Genomic DNA, 18856 nt, shown 5'->3' with positions numbered 1-18856 from the left:
CGAACGGAGCACGAAGCCGCGGTCGACGGCACCGCGCGCGCCGCCGGGTGACAGGACGCCGCCGGGTGACAGGACACCGAGATGTCCGACGGCGCCGCCGCGGCGCTCAGGGCGCTTCCCGCCAGCCTTCCCAGCCCGCGACGAACGCGTCCAGAGCCGCGCCGTCGATCCGCGCCTCCGGATCCTCCAGGACGACCAGCCACTGGGCGTCCTCGGCGTCGTCCTCGCCGGCGAGAGCGTCGCGTATCAGCAGCGGCTCCTCGGCCACCGCGAACTCCTCGCCGAGGGCCGCTGCCACCTCTTCCGCGGCATCGCGGTCGGGCAGCACCAGCACATGTCTCACATCGCTCACGGCGGCATTCTTCCAGGCGCCCGGAGTCCGGCTTCGCGCGCTCGGCTTCAGGCGCTCGGCTTCCGGCCTCGGCTTCCGGCGCTCGGCTTCCGGCGCTCGGCTTCCGGCGCTCGGCTTCGGGAAGTGGCCGGTGTCAGCTCTTGGGGACGATCTGGATATCCATCTCGATCTTGATGCTGGAGCCGACGACCGCGATGCCCCGCGCCAGCATCGACTGCCAGTTGACGGTGTAGTCCTCGCGGTGCAGTTCGGTGGTGGCACGGACGGCCGCGCGGGTCTCGCCCTCCATACCGTTGCCGATGCCGAGGTACTGGGCGTCGAGAGTGATCGTGCGGGTGACACCGTGGAGAGTGAGCGCTCCGGTGATCGCCCAGTTGTTGCCGCCCCGGTGCGCGAAACGGTCGCTGTAGAACTCCAGCGTCGGATAGTTGGCCACATCGAGGAAGTCGGCGGACCGCAGATGGTCGTCGCGCATCTGCACGCTGGTGTCGATCGACGCGGCACCGATGACGACATGCATCGCCGTCTGCTCCATCGTCTCGCCGATCCGGATCGCGCCGGCGAAGTTGTCGAACCGGCCGTGCACACGCGCGAGTCCGATGTGACGCGCTATGAAGCCGATCCGGGAGTGGGCCGGTTCGATCTCCCACTCACCGGGGACCGGCAGCGGAAGCGAGGGCGCGATCTGGAGCGTGATGTTCCCGAGGTCGGAGTGCTGCCCGCCCTCGGTGACCGACGCGTTGCCGCGGTGCGGACTGAAGCTGTCGGCCGAGATGGCCAGCCGGTACTCCCCGACCGGGACCATCGCCACGATCATGCCGAAGGGATCGGTCTCACCGCTCACGATCTTGCGACCGTTGCTGTCGCTCACCGTGAACTCGGCCTGTCCGACAGGCTCGCCGACCGGGTCGAGGACACGGCAGCTCAGCAGACCCGCGCCAGGCGGCACGGACAGCCCGACCAGTTGATAACTACCCTCGTGAGCGGCCGTCCGTCGGCCGAGCAGGCGGCTGATCATGCGCTACGTACCCCTGTGCGATCGGGCTTTGCGGGGCCGCGCACGGCAGGACATCTTCGTCGGGGCGGCGGCCCATGACGAATAGGCATTCGATCACCCTTGCCGTGTTCGTGGCAAACGTACCGACAGGTAGCGAACTCGGCTACTACACGCCGTTACTGAAAGGCGTTCGAAGCACAGGCACTCGGCCGAGCCACAACCCGAGACGCTCTCGACAGACGGCCGGCATCTCCTCCTCACCGACCAGCAGCCACTCCCGGCGGCCGTTGTGCACCGTGGTGACAAGTCTGTCTCCGCTGAGAGTGACGCGGCCGTCGTCGGTGAGCAGCGAGCAGACGAGCGAGACAGTGAAGTGCGAGCGCGGCGACGTGCGGTGGTACCAGGCTCCCGCCTCGAAGTCGGCCAGAACCCGGGTCCGCGTTTCGAGACGGTACCGCGCCTCGCCGTCCCGGCGGACGTCCAGATCGCCGCCGGGTGCCGCGACGATATGTCCGGCGCCGGGCCATGGCCCTGTCTCCGCGGTCTGCTCGGTCGCGTCGGCCTGCTCGATCTGCTCGATCTGCTCGGCCTGCTCGATCTTCGTTGACCGCCCCGGGACCGCACCCGACCACGCGGCACCGCCGCCAGCCCGCGCCCGGCTCCCGTCACCGCGATCGCGCCGTCCGTGTCCGTACGCAGCACCACCGCTCCTCCGGCGCGAAGCGCGTCGACGGTCCGGGACGAGGGGTGGCCGTACGAGTTGTCGCTGCCCACCGAGATCAGCGCGAGCCGAGCGCGGGCGCCACGGAGCAGTCCCGGATCCTGGAAGGAGGAACCGTGATGAGCGACTTTGAGCACATCGACCGGCGGCAGTGCCGGCCAGTCGCGCAACAGCCCCTGCTGAGCAATGGGTTCGAGATCGCCCAGCAGCAGCAACGTGGGACCTCGGGCGATACGTACGAACAGGGTGACGCTGGAGTTGTTCACCTCTCCGGTGACCGCTCCCGGCTCTGCTCCCGGCCACAGGACCCGCCAGGTGAGCGGCCCGATCCGCCGCTGCTCTCCCGGCCTCGCGCGGATGACAGGGATCCGCGCCGCGGCGGCGGTCCTTCGTACGAACGCGCGCTGCTCCGGCGGCTCTTCCAAGGTCGTCGTCTGGATCGCGCCGACCGACCTGCCGCGCAGCACACCGGGCAGCCCGGCGACATGGTCGGCGTGGAAGTGGGTGAGCAGCAGTAGCGGGACACGGGTGACGCCGAGATCGCGCAGACAGCGATCGGCCGGTTCAGGATCGGGACCGGCGTCCACGACCACCGCCGTACCCTCACCGGCCGACAGCACGACGGCGTCGCCCTGGCCGACGTCACACATCGCCAGCGACCATCCCGGCGGCGGCCATCCGGTGACGATCCGGGCGATCGAAGGAGGCCGAAGGACCGCGAGCAGCAGAAGTACCGCACACGCGGCGGCCGTCCAGGGATGGCGCGGCAGCCATCGGCCGGCGAGCAGGACAAGAACCGTCAGGACCCCGAGCAGCAGCCCACCCCACCAGCCGCCGGGCCAGGAGATCTCCGCACCCGGCAGTGCCGCGCCACGGCGGGCGACGGACGCGATCCAGCCCGCCGGCCAGCCCGCGCATCTGGCCAGCACCTCAGCCACGGGCAGCGTCGCCGGCGCCGTGGCGAGTGCGGCGAAACCGAGGACCGTGGCGGGCGCCACCGCCACCTCGGCGAAGAGATTGCACGGGACGGCCACCAGGCTGACCCTGGACGCGAACACGGCCACCACAGGGGCGCAGACGGCTTGCGCCGCTCCCGCCGCGGCCAGGACCTCAGCGAGCCGCGGTGGCACTCCGCGCCGCCGCAGCGCGGCGCTCCATCTCGGTCCGACGGTGAGGAGGGCGCCGGTGGCCAGTACGGAGAGCAGAAAGCCGTAACCGCGGCTCAGCCACGGGTCGTAGAGCACCAGCAGCAGTACAGCGGCGGCCAGCGCGGGCAGCAGTGACCTGCGACGGCCCGTGCCGATGGCGAGGAGAGTGATCAGCCCGCAGGCCGCGGCCCGCAGCACACTGGGCTCCGGCCGGCAGACGATCACGAACACGAGCGTGAGCGCCCCGCCGAGCAGCGCGGTCGACCGCAGCGAGATCCCCAGCCGCGGCGCGAGCCCGCGCCGCTCGGCTCTGATGGCCAGCCCCGGCGGCCCGATCAGCAGAGCGAGCACCACGGTCAGGTTGCTGCCGGACACGGCCAGCAGATGAGTGAGGTCGGTCGCCTTGAACGCGTCGTGCAGCTCGGGCGGCACTCGCGAGGTGTCACCGACGACCAGGCCGGGAAGAAGCGCGCGGGCATCCGGTTCGAGTCTGTCGGTCGCCTCGCGCAGTCCGGCGCGGAGTGCTCCGGCCGTCCGCTGCACCCGGGTCGGCGGCCCGGTGACGCACGGCGGCCCGACGCCCTCCATCCGTAATGCCGCGGCGTAGCGGTCGTCCTCGTACGACGGCGGCGAAAGTCTGCCGGTCGCCCGCAGCCTGGTGGAGGGCAGCAGTCGCTGCCACCGGCCGGAGTGCTTGCCGGGCGCGGCGAGCAGGAGGACCGGCGTCCGGACCGTGGTGACCTCGCCGTCGGGCGCCGTCACCCGGGTGATGTCGGCGTCGAGGACAAAGCCGCCGCCGGTCATCCTGTTCCCGTGGACCCTGGGACGGACGGGACGCGGATCGGAGGTGACCGTCAGCTCCACGGTGACCCGCGCGTACCGCTCCGCGAGCTCCGGCACCGGTCCCCGGCGTGTATCGGCCCCGTGCCACCCGGCGGACGCCGCTCCGGCGGCGGCGCACAGCAGCGCCGTGGCGACCGCGGTGCCGTTGAGCCGCCTCCGGACGGCCCGGTCGGCGGCCCGGCGGTCCGCGGAGATGTCTTCGCGCCGCCGTCTCCTGAGGCGCGCACCGCGTGCCAGGAGCAGCCCGGCCGCCAGAAGGCAGGCCGCCACGGCGGCCAGGATCCAGCGTCCCGGAGCGCCCAGCGCCAGAGCCGCCGCGGCCCATGCCGCCAGCGCGGGCGGGACCAGGCGCAGATCCGCGGGAGCCTCCTGACGCGGATGGGCGGCCCCCAGGCGGTGGGCCGAAGCCGCGTGGACCTCGGCGCGCGTCATGGGCGTACGAGAGGCTCAAGGTCCGCGAACCTGCGCTCGCCGATGCCGTTGACCTCGCGGAGCTCACCGATGGACCGAAAGCCTCCCCGCTGGGTGCGGTAGTCGATGATGCGGCGGGCAAGCACCGGACCGACCCCAGGAAGCGTGTCGAACTGTTCCACCGTGCCGGAGTTAAGGCTCACCGGCCCGGCACCCTGCGCGCCACCACCACCGACACCACTGCCTCCGCTGACACCGCTGACGCTGCCGCCACCACTGGCACTGCCGCCCGCGCCCGACCCCGGTGGCGCCGGACCTCCGACCACCACCTGTTCGCCGTCCATCAGCACCCGCGCCCTGTTGAGTCCGGTGAGGTCCGCACCAGGCTTGACCCCTCCGGCCGCGCGCAGCGCGTCGGCGACCCGTGATCCGGCCGGCAGCCGCAGCACGCCAGGCCGCCGCACCTTCCCGCCCACATCCACCACGACACGCTTCAGCTCCGCCGACGGCGAGGATTCCGGGACAACGCTCGCCGCGCGGACCGGCTCCGGTGCGCTGACGGCTTGCGGACGCGCGGTCCAGAAATGCTGGGCCGCCAGGACCGCGGCCACCACCAGGACGACGGCGAGCGCGGCGAGCGTCCTGGGCTCCAGGCCGCATCTCAGCATGACCCACATCGGCAGACGCTCACGCACCGCCGGACCCAGCCGCTCCCGCCGTCGGCCCGTCCCGCCGGCCGCGTCTCCTGCGCCGAGAGAGACCGTGTCCACGTCGGCCGGCGCGTCGGCGGGACGGCCCGCCGCCGGAGCACCGGAGAAAAGAGCCTCCGCGCGGCTTCGCGCGGTTGTCGGAGCAGCGTTTGTCGGAGCAGCGGTCGCCGGAGCAGCGGGCACTGGAGTCACGGTCGCCGGAGCAGCGGTCGTCGCGCCTGTCGTACCGCCGGCGCGGCCCACGGCGTACGACAGCGCCGGACCCCGGCCGGTCCGGACAGTGCCCCGGCGAGCGCGGCCATGACGGCCGCGGCCGTCGGATCCCGGAGCACGGCCCGGGCCACTGGTTGCTGAGCGTGTTCGAAGAGCCATGCCACGAAACGGTAGGCACATCCGCCCGACCTCGCCGAACAGGCCCATTTTCCGTGGATAACCCGCTGGTTGTGGACAACTTCGTCACCCGAACGAGAGCCAACACCAGAGAACCAATGCCAGAGAGCCAATGTCAGACAGCCAACGCCAGACAGCCAGCGCCCGTGAGAGTCAGCACCCGCGGACCCGACCGTCACCGCGACTCCGGACCGTCACCATCCCTCCGGACCGTCACCATCCCTCAGGACCGTCACCATCCCTCAGGACCGTCAGCGCGGCGAGATCACCGCTCCCAGCAGCCCCGGCCCCGTGTGCGCCCCGATCACCGCGCCGACCTCGCTGACATGCAGATCCGCCAGGCCCGGCACCCGCTCGCGCAGCCGCTCGGCGAGCGTCGCGGCCCGCTCCGGCGCCGCGAGATGGTGCACGGCGATGTCCACCCGCCGAGTGCCCGCACGTTCGGCGACGATCTCCTCCAGCCGCGCGATCGCCTTCGACGCCGTACGTACCTTCTCCAGCAGCTCGATACGCCCGCCGTCCAGTTGCAGCAGCGGCTTCACCGCGAGCGCCGAGCCCAGCAGCGCCTGTGTCGCGCCGATCCGGCCGCCCCGGCGCAGATAGTCCAGCGTGTCGACGTAGAAGTACGCCGAGGTGTCCGCGGCCCGCTTCTCCGCGGCGGCCACCGCCTCGTCCAGCGTGCCGTCCGCCTCCGCCACCTCGGCGGCGGCCAGAGCGCAGAAACCCAGCGCCATCGCCACCATGCCGGTGTCCACCACCCGTACCGGTACCGGCGCGTCCTTCGCCGCGAGCACCGCGGCGTCGTACGTCCCGGAGAACTCGGCCGACAGATGCAGTGAGATGATTCCGGTCGCACCGCCTTCGGCCGCCGCCCGGTACGCGGCCGCGAAGACCTCGGGAGCCGGGCGTGACGTGGTCACGGAGCGTCGCTTCTGGAGTGCCACGGCCAGCGAACGGGCCGAGATCTCGGTGCCCTCCTCCAGCGCGCGGTCGCCGAGCACAACGGTCAGCGGCACGGCGGTGATGGCATGCCGCCGCATCGTCGGCGGCGGCAGGTAGGCCGTGGAATCGGTGACGATCGCGACATGGCGGGACATGACCGGGAGGTTACCTGTCGTTGCCCCCGGTCGGCAGCCCGGCCCCGCCCCAATGATCGATTCAGTCCCGACCCGCGTCGGATACTGATCCGTTCCGCCCGTTCTCTGCCTGTTCGCCGACGCGTCGCCTCACCAGCACACACGCCGTGTGACATCGCGGGCCGGGATGTGGTGCCGCGCGCGGCGAAGTCCTACAGCGCCTGCCGGCCTTCGCGCCGCGCGGTCGTCAGTTCGTGGTCTCCGGCCTCGCCTGTCTGGGCGGCTTCTGCCAGGGATACGCCGTCCGCCGCTGCGGATCGGACGGCTCGATCGCCTGCGGCCCGGCGGCCGGCGGCGGCTCGGGCCATACCTGGTCGGTGACCGTCGGCCCCGGCTTCTCCGCCCGGTCCGCCTCGGGCTCCGGCCACGGCGCCTCCCGCTCGGGCTCCGGTTCCGCCGTCGACCAGTGGCGCAGCGCGCCGGACTCCACATCGATCTGCGCGCTCAGCGACGACAGATCGTCCTCCGCGAATTTGCGCGCCCGGTCGCGCGCCGCCCAGCGCAGTGAGTCCGCCGAACGCGTGATCCGCTCCGTGCGCTCCCGCAGTTCCTGAAGGCGCTCGGCGACCCTGGCCCGGTCCGGCTCCCGCTCAAGCTGTCTCAGCTCGTCGTCCAGCTCACGGCCGTGCGCGCTCAGCCGCTGGAAGAGACTGACCGACTCCGCCAGCGACGCGTCCTCGGCCGAACCGGCCTGGAGCGCCTCCTGCGTGGAGCGCATCGAGGTCCGCAGCTTCAGCCGGAGCTGCGCCAGCTCGCCCGCGACACCGACCTGCCCGAGGCTTCTCGCCCGCAGCGTCGTGTCCTCGACCGTACGGCGCGCCTGCGAGATCGTACGGTCCACGCCACGCTTCGCGGCACCGATCGCCTTGACGCCCGCGTACACCCCGAGCCCCACGAATACGACGAAGAGCAGCGCCAGGATCAGGATCGCGGCTTCCATAAGCGCCCCTTCGTCGTCGACTGTGCTTCTTCCACCGTAAACGGAGCGGGCAGGCGAAGGGTTCCGTAGAACCTTCAACCTGCCCGCCGGAAAGAGCCCGGATGCCCGCGAACCGGCGCCCGGCGCTCAGGAGCCGCGTGAGGATCTACGCGGGAACGATGTTCACCAGCTTGGGTGCCCGCACGATCACCTTCCGGATGCCCGCGCCGTCGAGCGCCGCCACCACCGCCGCGTCACCCAGCGCCAGCGCCTCCAGCTCCTCGTCCGAAATCGACGGAGAGACCTCCAGCCGCGCCTTGACCTTGCCCTTGATCTGCACCACGCAGGTCACGGCCTCGTCGACGACATACGCCGGGTCCGCGACCGGGAAGTCCTGGTGCACGACCGAGCCGGAGTGGCCCAGCCTGCGCCACAGCTCCTCGGCGATGTGCGGAGCCAGCGGCGCGATCAGCAGTACGAGCGGCTCGGCCACCGCCCGCGAGACCGGCCCGCCCGTCTTGGTCAGATGGTTGTTCAGCTCGGTGACCTTGGCGATGGCGGTGTTGAAGCGCATCGCCGCCATGTCCTGCGTGACTCCGTCGATCGCCTTGTGCAGCGCGCGCAGCGTGTCCTCGCCGGGCTCGGTGTCCACGACGGTGACCTCGCCGGTCGTCTCGTCGACGACATTGCGCCACAGCCGCTGGAGCAGCCGGTACTGTCCCACCACCGCACGCGTGTCCCACGGCCGCGAGACATCCAGCGGGCCCATCGCCATCTCGTACAGCCGCAGCGTGTCCGCGCCGTACTCGGCGCAGATCTCGTCGGGAGTGACGGCGTTCTTCAGGGACTTGCCCATCTTGCCCAGGACCCGGCTGACCTTCTCGCCCTGGTACCAGTATCCGCCGTCGCGCTCTTCCACCTCGGTGGCCGGCACGGCGATCCCACGGCTGTCGCGGTAGACGAACGCCTGGATCATGCCCTGGTTGTACAGCTTGTGGAACGGCTCGACCGACGAGATGTGCCCCAGGTCGAACAGCACCTTGGACCAGAAGCGCGCGTACAGCAGGTGCAGTACCGCGTGCTCGGCGCCGCCCACGTACAGATCGACACCGCCGTGCGGCTGACCCTCGCGCGGGCCCATCCAGTACTGCTCGATGGCCGGATCGACCAGCTTCTCGCTGTTGTGCGGGTCCAGATAGCGCAGCTCGTACCAGCACGAACCGGCCCAGTTCGGCATGGTGTTGGTCTCCCGGCGGTAGCGCTTGACGCCGTCGCCCAGGTCCAGCTCGACATTGACCCAGTCCGCGTTCCGCGACAGCGGGGTCTCGGGCTGCGTGTCCGCGTCGTCCGGGTCGAACGTACGCGGCGAGTAGTCCTCCACCTCCGGCAGTTCCAGCGGCAGCATCGACTCGGGCAGCGCGTGCGCGATGCCGTCCTCGTCGTACACGATCGGGAAGGGCTCGCCCCAGTAGCGCTGGCGGCTGAACAGCCAGTCGCGCAGCCGGAAGTTGACCGTGCCCTCGCCGATACCGCGCGCCGCCAGCCACTCGGTGATCCTCGCCTTGGCGTCGACGACACCCAGGCCGTCCAGCGAGATGTCCGTCCCGGTGGAGTTGACGATGCGCGCGTCGTACGAGCCGAACGCGTCGTCCCACTCGGCGGGATCGGTGGACCGGCCGTCCGTCGGCTCGACGACACAGCGCATCGGCAGCTCGAAGGCGCGGGCGAACGCGAAGTCACGGCTGTCGTGTGCCGGGACGGCCATGATCGCGCCGGTGCCGTATCCCATCAGCACATAGTCGGCGATGAAGACGGGCACCCGCTCGCCGCTGACCGGATTGGTGGCATAAGCGCCGGTGAACACACCGGTCTTGTCCTTGGCCTCGGCCTGCCGCTCGACGTCGGACTTCGACGCGGCCTGCTTGCGGTACGCGCCGACAGCCTCGGCGGGAGTCGCGTGACCGCCCGTCCATACGTCGTGCGTGGACTCGGGCCAGGCGCTCGGGACGATCTTCTCGACCAGCTCGTGCTCCGGCGCCAGCACCATGTACGTGGCACCGAACAAGGTGTCCTGACGAGTGGTGAACACGGTGATGGCGCCCGCGTCACCGACCGGGAAGTCGACCCGCGCGCCTTCGCTCCGTCCGATCCAGTTGCGCTGCTGGAGCTTGATCGCCTCCGGCCAGTCCAGCGCGTCCAGATCGTCCAGCAGCCGGTCGGCATAGGCGGTGATGCGCATGTTCCACTGGCGCAGCTTGGCCTTGAACACCGGGAAGTTACCGCGCTCGGAGCGCCCGTCCGCGGTGACTTCCTCATTGGCCAGGACGGTGCCCAGGCCCGGAGACCAGTTGACGGGCGCGTCCGAGGCGTACGCCAGCCGGTACTCGCCCAGGATGTCGGCGCGCTCGGCCGCGTCCAGCGCGCTCCAGGGGCGCCCGTCCGGCGTCGCGCGCTCGCCGCTCTCGAACTGCGCCACCAGCTCGCTGATCGGGCGGGCCCGGTCGGCGTCCTTGTCGTACCAGGAGTTGAAGATCTGTACGAAGATCCACTGCGTCCACTTGTAGTAGTCCGGGTCGATCGTCGCGAAGGAGCGGCGCTTGTCGTGGCCCAGACCCAGCCGGCGGAGCTGGACCTTCATGTTCTCCATATTGGCCTCGGTGGAGCTCCGAGGATGCGTGCCGGTCTGCACGGCGTACTGCTCGGCGGGCAGGCCGAAGGCGTCGAAGCCCAGCGTGTGCAGGACGTTGTGGCCGGTCATGCGCTGATGGCGGGCGAACACATCGGTGGCGATATAGCCCAGCGGATGCCCGACATGCAGACCGGTCCCGGAGGGATACGGGAACATGTCCATGATGAACTTCTTGGGCTTCGCGGCCAGGACCGGGTCACCGGCCAGGTCGCCGGTGGGATTCGGCGCCTCGTACGTGCCCTCGGCGTCCCAGAAGTCCTGCCAGCGTGCCTCGATGTCAGCGGCCATGGCGGCCGTGTAGCGGTGCGGCGCGGCCGGCTCGGCGGCAGCGGAATTCGTCTCGCTCATATCCTCTAAGGCTCCATCGATCGTCTCTGCCGGCGGATTCGGCTGTGCCGTTCAGCGAATGAAAAAGCCCCTCACACAGGAGGGGACGCCGCGCCGGTGCCGACCGGATCTCTCATCCGTCGGGACTGTCAGCGCGGCCCGCCAAGCAGAAGGCGTACGGCACGCATGGCGTCAGGGTACCGCAGCGTCCGGACGACCCGCACGGAGCGTCCACGGCGGCGGCCGAGCGGCTCGCGTGGTCCGCCCATGGTCCCGGGGCACCGCCTTACTCCGCGTATCGACCCTATCCGGGGCAAGCCCAGAGTCGCCTGTCTCACGTTCCTCCGGGTAAACCTGCAAACCGGGTACTGGCTTGGATTGGCTCGACTTAGCATGCGGCAACGGGACCGCTTTCCCGAGCCATTCGGAGTCGCCCCCCATGAACCCTCCTCGCACTTTCCGCTCGTCGCGCAACCTGAACGACCGCATGAGCCGGCAGATAAAAGGCGGACTCACCGTCGCCGCGCTGGTGCTGGTACCGCTGCTCGCCGTCGCCGCCGGTGACGCCTTCCGCGCCGCGCTCGATTTCACCACCGGAGTGCTGTCGCTGCTTTCCCTGACCGCGGCCGTCGCCTGGGGCCTGATAGCCACCGACCGGCTGCTGCTCTCTCCGCGCCACCGGCTGCTCGCGCAGGGCGTCCACCGGGCGACGGCGGTCGCCTCGCTCGGCTTTCTGGTGCTGCACGTCACCGTCAAGGTCACACTCGGGCATGTCGCGCTGATCGGTGCCCTGGTGCCGTTCGGCCTCGGTGTCTCCGGTACGGACGGCCTCATCGGCCTCGGTTCGCTCGCCGGGCTGCTGATGATCGTCGCCGCCACGACCGGCGCGCTGCGCAGCGCCTTCGCCGTGCCCGGCCGGATCGCCGGCCGCTGGCGTGCGACGCACATGCTGGCCTATCCGGCGTGGTGCTTCGCCCTGATGCACGGCCTCTACGCGGGCCGCGCCCCGGCGACCTGGGTGACCACGATGTACTGCCTGTCCCTCGTCGGAGTCGCCTCGGCCGTGTCGCTACGGCTTCTTCCGCGTCCGCTCCAGCGCCGCGTCGCCGACCGGATCGCCGTCCTGACCGGCGCCGTCCGTGAGACACCGGCGGCCGAGCGGACCCGGCGCGATCCCTCGGCCGATCCGCTTCCCGGCGCGACGGGCCCCGCGCCGGAGACCGAGTACGACCAGTGGCTCCAGCGCGAACCGGCCATGTCGGCGCGGACGACGGCGCGGCGCCTCGGCGGGCCGCGGACGCCGCCGCGGCTCGCCGCTCCGGCCCCGCCGCTGTACGAGGCCGCGCGTCCCGCCGCCGACACCTTCCCAGGCACCTTCACCGGCACCGGCACCGGCACCGGCCGGCCGGACGATCCGGACACCGGTCCCTTCCCGGGCGCGGGCGCGGATCCGGTCCCTGGGCCGGGTATCGCGGCCGGGTATCGCGCGGTCTCGCTGGCCGGCGATCCGGGAAACGATCGGACCGCGCGGATTCCGGTGACACCTCCGCCGACCGGAGAGATACCGCTCGCCGAACGTATCCCCATGACCGAGGAGCTCCCGGTCGTCTCCAACGAGCCCACGGGCAGGCCCGGTTCCTGGCCGGCGCCCTCGCCTCCGGTGCCCGCGCAGGCATTCGCTCCGCCCGCGCCACCGCTGTACGACAGCGGCGCCGTTCCCCCGTACGACAGCGGCGCGACGCCCGCGTACGACACCGGCGCCCTCCCGCCGCGGCACGCCACCACCTCTCCGTACGACACCGGCGCCGTCCCCGCCTACGGCCCCGACGCCCCGTCCCCGTACGACACCGGCGCCGTCCCCGTCCAGGACGGCCGGACGCCGGCCTCAGCCCCTCCGTCCCCCTCCGGCCCGCTCTATCCGCCCCCGGCCGGGGAACCCTGGCACGCACCCGCAGGAGACCGACCGTGAACGTCCCTCTCCCCGACGTCCCCGAAGTCCGCGTCGTCGGCCTGCCCCAGCTCACGCAGGGGTTCGACCTGGTCGAGCGTCTTGACCTCGCCATGCACCTCAAGGTGCACGGCCCGCTGGAGCCGATGTCGGGAGAACGGCTGGCCCAGCTCACCGAGAACATGTCCCTGCGCGGCCGAGGCGGCGCGGGATTTCCTTTCGGCAAGAAGCTGCGGGCGGTCGCCACGGCCTCGATCCGCCGCGGAACGCGGCCCGTCGTCGTGATCAACGGCAGCGAGGGCGAGCCCGCCTGCCGCAAGGACACCGTGCTGCTCAACCGCGCGCCGCATCTCATCCTCGACGGTGCGCTGCTCGCCGCCGAGGCGCTCGGCGCCCGCACCCTGATCGTCGCCGTCACCAGGAACTCCACCGAGCTCTCGATCCGGGCCGCTCTCGCCGAGCGCGGTCTGTCCGACCGCCGCGGCCAGCGGCTGCGAGCACGGGTCGTCCGTACTCCCGAGCGCATGGTCTCCGGCGAGGCATCCGCCGTGATCCGCGCCGCGGGCGGCGGTCCCGCGCTGCCTCCCGGCCGCCGTGAGCGCGCCGCCGAGTCCGGCGTCGGCGGCGCTCCGACGCTGCTGTCCAACGCCGAGACCTACGCGCACCTCGCCGTCGGCGCCCGGCTCGGCGCCCGCCGCTACGGCCACACCGGCCTCGACTCCGAGCCCGGCACGGTCCTGCTCACCGTCTCCGGCGCGGTCGCCCGTCCGATGGTCATCGAGGTGCCCACGGGTGTGCCGATGCGGTACGTCCTCCAGATGGCGGGCGCACCGCCGCTGCCGCAAGGAGTGCTGACCGGCGGCTACCACGGCAACTGGATCGACGCGGTGGCCGCCCACGAGGCCGTCATCTCGCGCGAGTCCCTCGCGGCCGTGGGCGGTTCGCTGGGCGCGGGCGCGATCCTGCCGATCGGTCCCGAGACCTGCCCGCTGGGCGAGGCGCTACGGGTCGCCAACTGGCTCGCGGCCGAGACGGCCGGCCAGTGCGGTCCCTGCAAGCTCGGCCTGCCGGCGGCGGCGGGCGGTCTGTCGGACGTCATGAACGGCGGCGGCCCGGCCGCGCTGGAAGCGCTGCGTACCGTGACCCAGGCGGTCAAGGGCCGAGGCGCCTGCAAGCACCCTGACGGCTCCGCGCGCTTCTTCGCCTCCACACTGTCGGCGTTCACGGACGATCTCGCCGCGCATGTGCTGGACGGCGGCTGCGGGCGTGAGACGACCGGTGTGCTGCCGCTGCCCGCGCCCGGCTACCAGGACGCGGAGGAGTCCATTCCGAGCGGTGAGAAGCTCGCGGTGGACTGGACGCTCTGCCAGGGCCACGGCCTCTGCGCGGACATCGTGCCCGAGCTGATCAGGCTCGGCCCCGACGGCTATCCGGCGCTGGCGGACGCGTCCGTTCCGATGCATCTGCGCGGACGCGCCCAGCGCGCCGTGCGCCGGTGTCCCGCGCTCGCGCTCCGGATCGAGCAGCCCGCCGCCGCGCGGCCCGCTCCCGCCGCACTGCCGCCCGCCGGCGGCCGCAAGGCCCTGGGCCCCGGGCGCGGTTGAGCCGGCCGGGACACCACCTCCACCGATGACACGAAGCGGGCACACATGAAAGAAGCGGGCCATCCGGATCGGATGGCCCGCTTCTCGTACATCTCCGAATCCCTGTCCGGGATTCCGCTGTGGAGCTAAGGAGAATTGAACTCCTGACCTCCTGCATGCCATGCAGGCGCTCTACCAACTGAGCTATAGCCCCGTGCGATGTGCCGACTCCCGGGCTCTCCCCTCGGCGGCATCGCCAACATTACACGGTCCCTCCGGCCCACTACCAAATCGTTTCCGGTCTGCACCGATACGCCCGGTACTGTCGCCCTTCGTGACCGTCCCCGCACTCACTCAGAGCACCACCCGAGGCGCGCCCGCGCGGCGTTCCCTCCTGCTCGCGGCGTCAGTCTGTCTGATGTCCTTCGCGGCGTTCTGGACGGCGCAGCGCGCCGCCGGAGTATCGATAATCGACCTGATGGTCTACCGCGCCGAGGGCCGGGCGGTGCTCGACGGCCAGGATCTCTACGCGATGCGGGCGACCGCCGCGCGACTCCCGACGACCTATCCGCCGTTCGCCGCACTGCTGTTCACCGCGCTCACCCTGCCCGGCGTTCCCGGGCTGCGTACGCTCGCCACCGCCGGGAATCTGCTGCTTCTTGTTGTGTTCGTACGGTTCTCGCTGCGGCTGACGCTCCGGCGCACCGGCCGGTGTCCGGCCGGGACCACCCTCTGGATCACCGCGTTATGGGTGGCCTCAGCGGCCGTCTGGTGCGAGCCGGTCTGGACGACGCTGCGCTACGGACAGATCAATCTGCTGCTCGCGACGGCCGTGCTGTGGGATCTCTCGCGGCGGGACGGCCACCGCTGGGCCGGAGTGGGCATCGGCCTGGCGGCCGCCGTCAAGCTCACTCCCGCGCTCTTCGCCGTGCTGCCGCTTCTTGTTGGGTTGCTACAGGCCCGGCGTGCGGGCCGGCGCTGGAATCCGTGGCTGCGGCAGGCCGCGACGGCGGCCGCGGTCTTCGGCGCCGCGACGCTCACGGCCGCCGTCGTCCTGCCGCGCGACTCACTCCGCTTCTGGACCTCGGCGCTCTTCGAAGCGGACCGGGTGGGCCGGGCCGAAAGCACCGCCAACCAGTCACTGCGCGGAGTGCTGGCCCGGCTGCTGAGCACCGGCGATCCCGCGCTCTGGTGGGCCGGAACGGCGGCCGTGGTGGCGGCGGCCGGCCTCACGGTCGCGGTCGGCGCGGCGCTGCGCGGGGAGCGCGCCGGAGCGATGGCGGCGTGTGCGGCCACGGCGCTGCTGATCAGTCCGGTCTCCTGGTCGCACCACTGGGTGTGGTGTGTCCCGATGGTGTTGTTCGTGGCCGGTAGCGCGCGGGCCCGGTGGGCGGCGGCGGCCGGGCTGGTCTTCTGCTCGTACGCCCTGTGGTGGGTGCCGCACGGCCCCGGCGGGCCCGAACTGACGCAGTCCGGCGCCGAGATGACGCTTTCCGCGCTGTATCCACTGACGGCCCTGGCCGTGCTCGGACAGGTGGCCGTCCAGGTCTACGTGCCCGGGCGGCGCCGGAGCGGTCAGGCGGTGGCGAACGAGTAGAACCGCTTGAGAGTGCAGTGCTCGTCGAGGAGGCGGCCGTAGATCGGCTCTCCCTCCAACTCCCGGTAGGTCTCGATGGGATCGCCCTTGATGATCAGTGCCCGCGCGCACTCCTCGCACCAGTACTGGAAATCGGGATTGAGCGGGTCCATGTCCCGGACGATCGGCGTACCACTGCCACACCAGTCGCATTTACGCCTGTGTGCACCCATCAATCAGCTCCAGCTATGGCCGCAGGCCGTGCACACGTAGGAAATCCCGCCATTGTCACCGAGCACCTGGGCCACCTGGGACGAACCGCACGAGGGACAGTTTAGGCAGGTGAGCACCTCCGCCGGGACAAGCAGGCCATCGGACTCCTCGATGCTGCTGGCGGACAACACGCTCTCCCTCCCGGCCCGGTCCTTCGTCCCTCCGGCCGTCCGATTCTGCCACGCCCGCGCAAGAGGGTCAGCCCGAAAGTACCCGCCGACGAAGGCAGACGAAGGCTCATACCGGACGCCGGAGCCGGGACGGACGCCGCACGGCGCCGGCCGTCCCGGCCACCGCGCCGAGGACCGCCGTGCCGGCGAGCGCCAGAGCGCAGACCCACATCGTGTCGGCCGACGCGCCGGGTCCCCATGCCTCCAGCCGGTTCAGGAAGAGTGTCCCGAATGTCGCGATACCGATGAGCTGTCCGAGCTGGGTGACGGTCGCCAGCAGCCCACTGGCGTCCGCGGCGTCCTCCGGCCGTACGGTCGCCAGCGCGCCCGTCAGCGTGGGACTGAACCCGAGAGACATTCCCGCGCCGAAACCGATCAGAGCGAGATACATCGCGATTCCGCCGTCACCGATGTCGCGCAGCACCCAGCCCACCGCGACACTGGAGACCGCCGTCAGCGCGAACCCGCCCGGGATCAGGGCCCTTTGGAGCCGTCCGGGCCAGCGCCGCCAGGTCAGTCCGACCAGTCCGAAGAGCACGGCGGTCGGCGCGAAGGTCAGTCCCGCGCGCAGCGGGCTGTAGCCGAGTCCGCCCTGGACGTAGAGGGTGAGGGTGAAGAGGAAGCCCGCGTTCACCGCCATCACCAGCAGGATCCGCAGGGCCGCCAGACCCATCCCGGGGATGCGCAGCACACGCGGCGCGATCAGCGGCGCGCCGCCGCGCCGGGCGAGCCGGGACTCGAAGACGAGGAAGCAGCCGAAGAACACACCGGCGGCGGCCAGCGAGACCCAGGTCCAGACCGGCCAGTCCTCCTCCTGGCCGAGGACCAGCGGGACGGTGAGGAGCGAGACCGCCGCGGCCAGCAGCACCAGTCCGGGCAGATCGAGGCCGCGGGTCCGCTCCGGCTCGCCGCCCCGGTCCTTCGGCAGCACGCGGGCGCCCAGGACCAGCAGGACAAGACCGATCGGCACATTGACCAGGAAGACCGGCCGCCAGCTCGTCCCGAAGAGATCGGCGCTGACCAGCAGCCCGCCGGCGACCTGCCCGGCCGCGGCCCCGGTGGCGAGCACGGCCGCGTAGGCGCCGAGCGCGCGTCCGCGTCCCTCGCCGGTGAAGTTCCGCTGGATCAGGCTGAGTACCTGCGGGATCATCAGCGCCGCGCCCGCGCCCTGGACCAGCCGGAAGGCGGTCAACTGCCCGGTGCCCGAGGCCAGTCCGCAGGCGAGCGAGGCGGCGGTGAAGACCGCGAGACCGCCGAGATACGCCCGGCGGTGGCCCAGCAGATCGCCGAGCCTGGCGCCGGTGATCAGGAGCACGGCGTACGAGATGGTGTAACCGGCGATCACCATCTGGAGTCCGGCGCCGGAGGCATGGAGCTCCGCGCGGATCGTAGGGGCCGCCACATTGACGATGAAGACGTCGAGCAGCGCCATGAACTGGGCCGCGAGCACCACCGCGAGCAGCAGACCGGGTCCTCTGTCAGTGCCGTCGTCTTTACTGAGTAGCGGAGTTTCCGATGAGGTCGTCGTCATGGCACCGAGCCTGAGGGCGTCCCGGTACGGGTAACGAGAGCCCGCTGATGCTGGTACTGGCAGCACCTGGCAAGCACCGGCCCACGAGCGCACGATGAGGGGCGTGACCACGATGACCTCGCAGCGGACGGCGAGCCGGCGCCGCAGACCCGAGCTGGCGGCCTTTCTGCGCAGCCGCCGGGCGAGAGTGACGCCCGCCGATGTCGGTATGCCGCCGGGGCTGCGCCGACGCACGCCGGGACTGCGCCGCGAGGAGGTCGCCCAGCTCTCCGGTGTCGGTGTGACCTGGTACACCTGGCTGGAGCAGGGCCGTCCGATCAACGCGTCGGCGCAGGTGCTCGACGCGGTGGCGCGCACTCTGCGGCTCGACGGGACCGAGCGGGAGCATCTCTACCATCTCGCGGAGGTGCCGCACGAAGCGGATTCGCAGGCGGACGCGGACGGCGTCGGCCCCGAGATCCAGGGCATCATCGACGCGCTCGATCCGCATCCGGCGGTGGTGTACAACGCGCGGTACGACGTCCTGGCGGCCAACAACGCCTACGGCGATCTCTTCGACCTCCGGGTGACGCCGGAGTCCGCCGTGCCCAATGTGCTGTGGATCCTGTTCACCGTGGCGGAGGCGAACTGTCCGCTGGTCTATCCGGACCGAGAGCTGCCGGTGATGGTGGCGACGGTCCGCGCCGCGTACGGACGGCATGTCGGCGAGCCCGTGTGGGAGTCGTTCGTGCACCGGCTCTCGGCGGCCAGCCCGCGCTTCGCCGAGCTGTGGCGCGGCGGGGATGTGGCGCCGTCTGGTCCTCGGGTGAAGACCTTCCAGCAGGCCGAGGTCGGTGAGATACGTATGACCTCGGTCTCGCTGTCGATCAACGGCATGCCGGAGTGCCGGATCGTGGTCTACACACCGGCCGACGAGGAGAGCCGGCTGCGGACGGACGCGCTGCGGGCCGGACGGCGCCCGGTCTGAGCGCCCGCGCTCCAGGCACCGGCGGCCGAGGAAGTCAAGGCCGCACGGATCGGATCCGGACAGCCGGAATCAGACCAGCGGAATCAGACTCGGCGGAATCGGACCGGCGGATCGGAGCCGGAAAACAGAAATCCCGTCCCTTGCTGGGGACGGGATCCGGATGGT

Annotated in this window: 13 protein-coding genes, 1 tRNA gene and 1 pseudogene; 4 read left to right on the top strand and 11 right to left on the bottom strand. The window is 71.4% G+C overall.

The window, feature by feature from the left end; genetic code table 11:
• Nucleotides 1-106: 106 nt before the first annotated feature.
• The 8 genes and pseudogenes from PV679_RS01845 to leuS all read right to left on the bottom strand — a co-directional run bounded on the left by PV679_RS01845 (nt 107) and on the right by leuS (nt 10664).
• The gene (locus PV679_RS01845) at nt 107-352 is read right to left on the bottom strand and encodes a hypothetical protein (RefSeq protein ID WP_319678386.1); all 246 of its coding nucleotides are present in this window, start codon (nt 350-352) and stop codon (nt 107-109) included.
• 133 nt (nt 353-485) lie between these two features.
• Nucleotides 486-1370: a YceI family protein gene (locus PV679_RS01840; protein ID WP_319678385.1), complete on the bottom strand. Its 885-nt coding sequence runs from the start codon at nt 1368-1370 to the stop codon at nt 486-488.
• Between the two features lie 145 nt (nt 1371-1515).
• Nucleotides 1516-1833, bottom strand: a complete 318-nt coding sequence (locus PV679_RS01835; protein ID WP_319678514.1) for an arylamine N-acetyltransferase — start codon at nt 1831-1833, stop codon at nt 1516-1518.
• A 143-nt stretch (nt 1834-1976) separates the two neighbouring features.
• Nucleotides 1977-4493: pseudogene (locus PV679_RS01830) on the bottom strand (ComEC/Rec2 family competence protein); the annotation flags it as partial.
• Nucleotides 4490-5167 (bottom strand): ComEA family DNA-binding protein, encoded by a 678-nt coding sequence (locus PV679_RS01825; protein ID WP_319678384.1) that lies wholly within the window; start codon nt 5165-5167, stop codon nt 4490-4492. The pseudogene PV679_RS01830 and the gene PV679_RS01825, both read right to left, overlap by 4 nt.
• A gap of 656 nt (nt 5168-5823) precedes the next feature.
• Complete coding sequence (locus tag PV679_RS01820) at nt 5824-6669, bottom strand: DegV family protein (protein WP_319678383.1); 846 nt, start codon at nt 6667-6669, stop codon at nt 5824-5826.
• 226 nt (nt 6670-6895) lie between these two features.
• Complete coding sequence (locus PV679_RS01815) at nt 6896-7648, bottom strand: hypothetical protein (RefSeq protein ID WP_319678382.1); 753 nt, start codon at nt 7646-7648, stop codon at nt 6896-6898.
• A 145-nt stretch (nt 7649-7793) separates the two neighbouring features.
• Nucleotides 7794-10664, bottom strand: a complete 2871-nt coding sequence (leuS, locus tag PV679_RS01810) for a leucine--tRNA ligase (RefSeq protein WP_319678381.1) — start codon at nt 10662-10664, stop codon at nt 7794-7796.
• Between the two features lie 466 nt (nt 10665-11130).
• Between leuS and PV679_RS01805 the strand changes: the two genes are divergently transcribed.
• Both PV679_RS01805 and PV679_RS01800 read left to right on the top strand, forming a co-directional pair.
• A complete protein-coding gene (locus tag PV679_RS01805; protein WP_319678380.1) occupies nt 11131-12612 on the top strand; it encodes a hypothetical protein in 1482 nt (493 codons plus the stop codon).
• On the top strand, nt 12609-14195 hold the full coding sequence (locus PV679_RS01800; RefSeq protein WP_319678379.1) for a ferredoxin: 1587 nt from the start codon (nt 12609-12611) through the stop codon (nt 14193-14195). The genes PV679_RS01805 and PV679_RS01800 overlap by 4 nt, the downstream gene beginning before the upstream one ends.
• Nucleotides 14196-14315: 120 nt before the next feature.
• Here PV679_RS01800 and PV679_RS01795 read toward each other — a convergent pair.
• Nucleotides 14316-14388, bottom strand: a tRNA-Ala gene (locus PV679_RS01795).
• Between the two features lie 120 nt (nt 14389-14508).
• Here PV679_RS01795 and PV679_RS01790 point away from each other — a divergent pair.
• Nucleotides 14509-15771, top strand: a complete 1263-nt coding sequence (locus PV679_RS01790; RefSeq protein WP_319678378.1) for a glycosyltransferase 87 family protein — start codon at nt 14509-14511, stop codon at nt 15769-15771.
• Here the strand turns inward: PV679_RS01790 and PV679_RS01785 are convergent.
• Together PV679_RS01785 and PV679_RS01780 are read right to left on the bottom strand one after the other, a co-directional pair.
• Nucleotides 15750-15983 (bottom strand): hypothetical protein, encoded by a 234-nt coding sequence (locus tag PV679_RS01785; protein ID WP_319678377.1) that lies wholly within the window; start codon nt 15981-15983, stop codon nt 15750-15752. The genes PV679_RS01790 and PV679_RS01785 overlap by 22 nt on opposite strands.
• A 277-nt stretch (nt 15984-16260) precedes the next feature.
• The gene (locus PV679_RS01780; protein WP_319678376.1) at nt 16261-17724 is read right to left on the bottom strand and encodes an MFS transporter; all 1464 of its coding nucleotides are present in this window, start codon (nt 17722-17724) and stop codon (nt 16261-16263) included.
• A gap of 94 nt (nt 17725-17818) precedes the next feature.
• On the opposite strand from PV679_RS01780, the gene PV679_RS01775 reads away from it, so the two are divergent.
• A complete protein-coding gene (locus PV679_RS01775; RefSeq protein ID WP_319678375.1) occupies nt 17819-18691 on the top strand; it encodes a helix-turn-helix transcriptional regulator in 873 nt (290 codons plus the stop codon).
• Nucleotides 18692-18856 lie beyond the last annotated feature (165 nt).

The sequence above is a fragment of the Streptomyces sp. AK02-01A genome (assembly GCF_033795305.1).
In the GTDB taxonomy this organism is placed as follows: domain Bacteria; phylum Actinomycetota; class Actinomycetes; order Streptomycetales; family Streptomycetaceae; genus Streptomyces.
The sequence above is the reverse complement of the archived record's forward strand: the minus strand, read 5'-3'. Positions and strand labels throughout refer to the sequence as shown.